This window comes from Streptomyces sp. NPDC037301 (genome assembly GCF_055602785.1).
In genome coordinates this window covers 1-5,152 of sequence record NZ_JBVJWD010000098.1, presented here as the reverse complement: position 1 = coordinate 5,152, position 5,152 = coordinate 1, and the positions used below count along the sequence as shown (strand labels likewise).

General features: G+C 64.2%; 2 protein-coding genes and 2 pseudogenes. 2 read left to right on the top strand and 2 right to left on the bottom strand.

Annotated features, from left to right (window positions below; genetic code table 11):
• Nucleotides 1-159: 159 nt before the first annotated feature.
• Together rfbB and rfbA are read right to left on the bottom strand one after the other, a co-directional pair.
• Nucleotides 160-1,133, bottom strand: a pseudogene (rfbB, locus tag ACZ7IB_RS47270) (dTDP-glucose 4,6-dehydratase).
• Between the two features lie 54 nt (nucleotides 1,134-1,187).
• Nucleotides 1,188-2,057, bottom strand: coding sequence for a glucose-1-phosphate thymidylyltransferase RfbA (gene rfbA, locus ACZ7IB_RS47265; protein ID WP_470921418.1), 870 nt, complete (start codon nucleotides 2,055-2,057; stop codon nucleotides 1,188-1,190).
• Between the two features lie 560 nt (nucleotides 2,058-2,617).
• Between rfbA and ACZ7IB_RS47260 the strand changes: the two are divergent.
• Nucleotides 2,618-3,364 (top strand): annotated as a pseudogene (locus ACZ7IB_RS47260) (transposase family protein); the annotation flags it as partial.
• 1,149 nt (nucleotides 3,365-4,513) lie between these two features.
• Nucleotides 4,514-5,011: a DEAD/DEAH box helicase family protein gene (locus ACZ7IB_RS47255; RefSeq protein ID WP_470921417.1), complete on the top strand. Its 498-nt coding sequence runs from the start codon at nucleotides 4,514-4,516 to the stop codon at nucleotides 5,009-5,011.
• Nucleotides 5,012-5,152: the final 141 nt, after the last annotated feature.

Sequence of the window (5,152 nt, the reverse complement as noted above, 5' to 3'; positions counted from 1 at the left end):
TAGGGGGGCACAGCTGTGTGTGGGGGGGGGGGTGGGTTGGGGTGCGGGGCAACGCAAAGAGGGGAAAGAGAGAAGGAGAAAAGCAAACACCCCCCCCCCCCCCCCCCCCCCCCCCCCCCCCCCCCCCCCCCCCCCCCTCTTCGTGGAAGCGGGGCGAGACTATGCGGCGACCTGCCAGAGGCCGTGGTGCCGACGGTACCAGTCGACCGTCGCCGCGAGGCCCTCGTCGAACTCCACCGCAGGCCGGTAGCCCAGGGTGTCCGAGATCTTGGAGATGTCCATCACGTACCGCCGGTCGTGACCCTTGCGGTCGGCCACCCGTTCCACCATCGAGCCGTCCGTGCCGAGCAGTTCGAGCAACCGCTCGGTCAGCGCGCGATTGGTCAGTTCCGTTCCGCCGCCGACGTTGTAGATTTCCCCGGACTTTCCGCCCGCGGCCACCAGTGCAATGCCCCGGCAGTGGTCGTCGACATGCAGCCAGTCACGAATGTTCTCGCCGTCGCCGTAGAGCGGCACTTTCTGGCCGGCCAGCAGACGGGAAACGAACAGCGGAACAATCTTTTCCGGGTACTGGTGCGGGCCGTAGGTGTTGGATCCCCGCGTGAGGCACACCGGCAGCCCGTGGGTGCGGTGAAAGGCGAGCACCATGAGATCGGCGGACGCTTTCGACGCGGCATAGGGGGAATTGGGGGCGAGGGGCTCCTCTTCCGTCCACGGCTTTCCGTCGGCGTCCAGGGAGCCGTACACCTCGTCGGTCGACACATGGACGAATTTGCCGACCCCGGTGTCCAACGCGGCGGTCAGCAGTGCCTGCGTCCCCAGCACATTGGTCCGTACGAATTCCCCGGCCCGGATATGGAACGGTCGACATGGGACTCGGCGGCGAAGTGCACGACGAGATCCATGCCCCGCATCACTTCCGACATCAGTTGCGTGTCGCAGATGTCGCCCTCGACGAAGCGCAGGCCGGGGCTCGCGGACACCGGTGCGAGGTTTTCTCTTCTTCCTGCGTAGGTTAGTTTGTCGACCACCGTCACCTCGGCTCCGGCCAGCTCCGGGTAATTGTTCTGCACGGCCTGCCGGACGAAGTGCGAGCCGATGAACCCGGCACCCCCGGTGACAAGTATGCGCACGGGCCACCTCTCAGTATGTGATCAGTATGGGATCAGTAGGGGGTGGGTGAGAAATCAGTTGTGGTGGGAAATCTCCATCAGGTACTTCCCGTAGTCCGTCTTTGCCAGCTGACTGCCGAGTTCGTAACACGCCGCGGCGTCGATGAAGCCCATGCGGAAGGAGATTTCCTCCAGGCACGCGATCCGTACCCCCTGGCGCTGTTCCAGCGTCTGGACGAACTGCGAGGCCTGGAGCAGCGAGTCGTGGGTACCGGTGTCCAGCCAGGCGAATCCACGCCCGAGGTTGACCATCCTGGCCCTGCCCTGCTCCAGGTAGACGCGGTTCACATCGGTGATCTCCAACTCGCCGCGCGGCGAGGGACGTACGTTCTTGGCCACGTCCACCACGTCGTTGTCGTACACATACAGACCCGTGATGGCCAGGTCGGACTTGGGTGCGACCGGCTTCTCCTGCAGGGAGATCAACTGCCCGTTGGCATCCACCTCGCCGATGCCGTAGCGCTCGGGGTCGCCGACCGAATAGCCGAACAGCACACAGCCGTCGAGATTCTGCATCTCCGCCTGGAGCAGTCTGCCGAATCCGGGGCCGTGGTAGATGTTGTCGCCCAGTACGAGCGTCACCGGATTGTCGCCGATGAAATCGGCTCCGATGAGAAACGCCTCGGCAATGCCGTTCGGCTCCGCCTGCTCGGCGTACTCGATATTGATTCCGAGCTGGCTGCCGTCTCCCAGGAGTTCCCGGAACGAGCCTATGTACTGGGGCGAGGAAATAATCAGGATGTCCCGGATCTTTCCCAGCATCAGCACCGAGAGCGGGTAGTAGATCAACGGCTTGTTGTATACCGGAAGCATTTGCTTCGAGACAGCCTGCGTCAATGGGTGTAACCGGGTGCCGGTGCCTCCGGCCAGAACTATGCCCTTCATGCGACCACATTTCCGTAAGTGGCTGGAGTAATGGGGGTAGGGAAAGTCGGCTCAGTCCGCATTGGGTGCCGCTGACGAAATCTCTCAAAGCGGCGTAATTTGCTCAGAGTGACTTGATCTTTCCGTTGCTCGAATGCGAGCGTAGAGTTTCGGATCGTTGCTGTCAACGTGACCTTGGACTCTTTCCCGGCAACCCCTGCGACGCCAACTCCTCTTCCTCTCCGGGCGAGTTGGCGTCCAGATTTCCACTCCCCGGGTCTTCCTGCGGGCGGGGTTCGGCAGGGCACGGCCGCGCCTGTTCAGGACAAGCAGTTCACGTCGTGCCAACCATTTCTCTCCGACCCGTTCGCACCGAAGTGTTCGGCAGTGTGACGGCAGTCACGACGAGGCCGTTGCGGACCAGCCAGCGGCCTGAAAAGCCTCTCAATTCCCGCCCTCCCACCACGGAGCCTTTTCCAATCTGGCGGTGGTGACCACGCGTTGGACGGTCCTGCACAACGACGAAGCTCCTGGTAGACGGGTTCTCGACCAAGATCACCCGTGTCTGCCAGGAGCTTCGCGTGCTTGTTTACCCATCCTCGATTGATCTGTCCAGCCGCACCTTGCGGTTCCTGACCGGACGACTGACGGCCAGATGGCAGGACATCGGGACGCGGTGGCGACGCCTTCCCGCCTCGCGACAAGCACTGCTCGCCCTGGCCCACCTGCGGTGCGGTGACACCTACGCCCAGCTGGCCGCCGGGTTCGGCATCGGAATCGCGACTGTCTACCGCTACATACGTGAAGCCGTCGATGCCCTGGCCGTCCTCGCCCCGTCCCTGGCCGAGGCAATGCAGACGATGCAGGAGAAGGCGTTCGTCATCCTCGACGGCACCCTGCTGCCGATCGACCGCATCGCCGCTGACACTCCCTACTACTCCGGGGAACACAAGCGCCACGGCATGAACGTGCAGATCCTCACCGACCCGTTCGGACGGCTGCTCTGGGCCTCGCCGGCTCTGCCCGGATCGGCTCACGACCTGACCGCCGCGCGACAGCACGGGATCATCGAAGCCCCTACCGAAGCAGGACTCCGGTGTTGGGCGGACAAGGCGTATCAAGGCGCCGGCGGACCCGTCCGAGTTCCGTTTCGCGGCCGGCGCCTCAAGATGTGGAAGCGTCGCCACAACACCTCCCACGCGAAGATCCGCTGTCTCGGCGAGCAGGCCATGGCCACCCTCAAGGGATGGCGCCTCCTACGCAAGCTCCGCTGCAGCACCAACCGAATCACCGACGTGGTGAAGGCCGTCCTCGTCCTTCACCACGCACATGAGGTTGGGCATCGCTCAATACGTCAGCCACTCCGTGTCGGGGATCAAGTCCTCGATCCATTCCTGGCCTCGCATGGCCCACTGAGGCGCAAGGAACACTGGGCGACAGAGGGCGTGGTCACCGTTCTGCTGGCAGCGCAGGACCAGTCCCAGACTGAGGAGATACGGCTCCCCGCGGGGCCCGAAGCGCAGGCCATCGACGTACTCGGGCAGAGTCGGATCCTCAAGTGTTGACGCGGTCTCCTCGAGCCAGGGTTCGAGTTCCGAGGGCAGCCGGCCAACCAGAGGAGTGCCGTCGAGGCTGACCTGTGGGCCCCGGCAGGCGTCGACAGCTACTGCAGCCAGGGTCTGGGTCTCCTGGTCGTAGTAGGTGTCGATGCCAACCCCGTCGAAGGGATACCAACGCGCGTACTTCTTGGCGTCCCATGCCGTGATCGGCTCGCCCAGAGCGGCTGAGACTTCCTCCCTGCTCTGACCGAACCGTATGGGCCCCACGGACTTCAATGGGACCCATGTCCACTCAGGACGCTCTCCGTCCCAGAGGAACCTTTCCGCCCACCAGACCAACGAACCCACCCCTGATCGAAATGTGCGTGCAGGAGGCATTCTTGCAAGGCGTGTTGCGGGCGGCACCGTGCGGCTGCCTGCGGGGCCCATTCCAGAAATCCGGAACGGGCCCTGGGCGGCTGTGGTGGCGCCGCCTGGTCAAGGGGCGCGGGGATGCGGGCGAGGATCGAAAGTGCGGGCAGCGGCCCTGGTCGTGCCCACTCTGGCGGATGGCACCGCATCACCACGATGGTCCAGGCAGTCCTCCTCCTTTATCACGCTTCAGCGTGAGGTTGGAAAAGGCTGAGTGAGCGGGAGCCGCTGCCGTCGGCCGAGTACTCCGCGTCGTAGAAAGCGGACATCGACTTCACCTGGGATCAGCCGATGAAAGAGCGAGTGGTGCGCGTGGCCAACCTCGGAGCACTGCCTCTCCGGCTGCGGGCCGGTCGCGGTTCCAAGGTTTCCAGGCACGCGACGTGGTCCAGACGAACACGGGTGCGGCTCTGGCCAGTGGCGTGTGGATGGCGGCGGCCCTCCAGCTGTGCACGACGTTCACTCCCACCTCGACAACGGCGAATCCATCCTGTCGTGGCTGGCCGCATGAACCTCGAAGAGATCGCCGGCGAGTACGAGACCGTGGTCCTGGAAGGTAGTGACGGAGTCGGTAAGAGCACACTCGGTGAGCGTCTGTCGTCGCACCACGGCGTCGTAGTGCACTCCCCGAGGACTCCCGACCATCTCGACCTGTCGAGCCGCTACAGGGCCATCCTCGCCCGGGACGGGAGGATCCTCTTCGATCGGTGCTTCATCAGCGAACTGGTCTACGGCCCGCTTCACCGGGGGCGCTCCCGGATCAACTGGACCCAGGCGATCGACGTGGCCGAGAGCGTTATCGCGAGATCCGGCGTGCTCGTTCACCTGACCGCGCCACCTGCCATAATCCACCAGCGGCTTCTGTCACGGGATGGAGAGGCGGTCGGCCTGGAAGAGGTCTCAACTCTGCTGGCAGGCTACGAGAGGATCTTCTCCACGCTCGCTGACTACACTCATGTGCTCACGCTCGACACCTCGCTCCTCGACGTCCCCTCGACAGGGTGATGGCTTGCCGAAGCCAACACGTCGGCACACCGCTCCCGCTAGGCTTCTAGGGCGCGTATCGAGTCGTGATCAATCTGTGGGATTCGCCCTCGCGGCGGGGCCTGGACCGGTAGATGTTCTTGCGTGACGCGAGTGCAACTG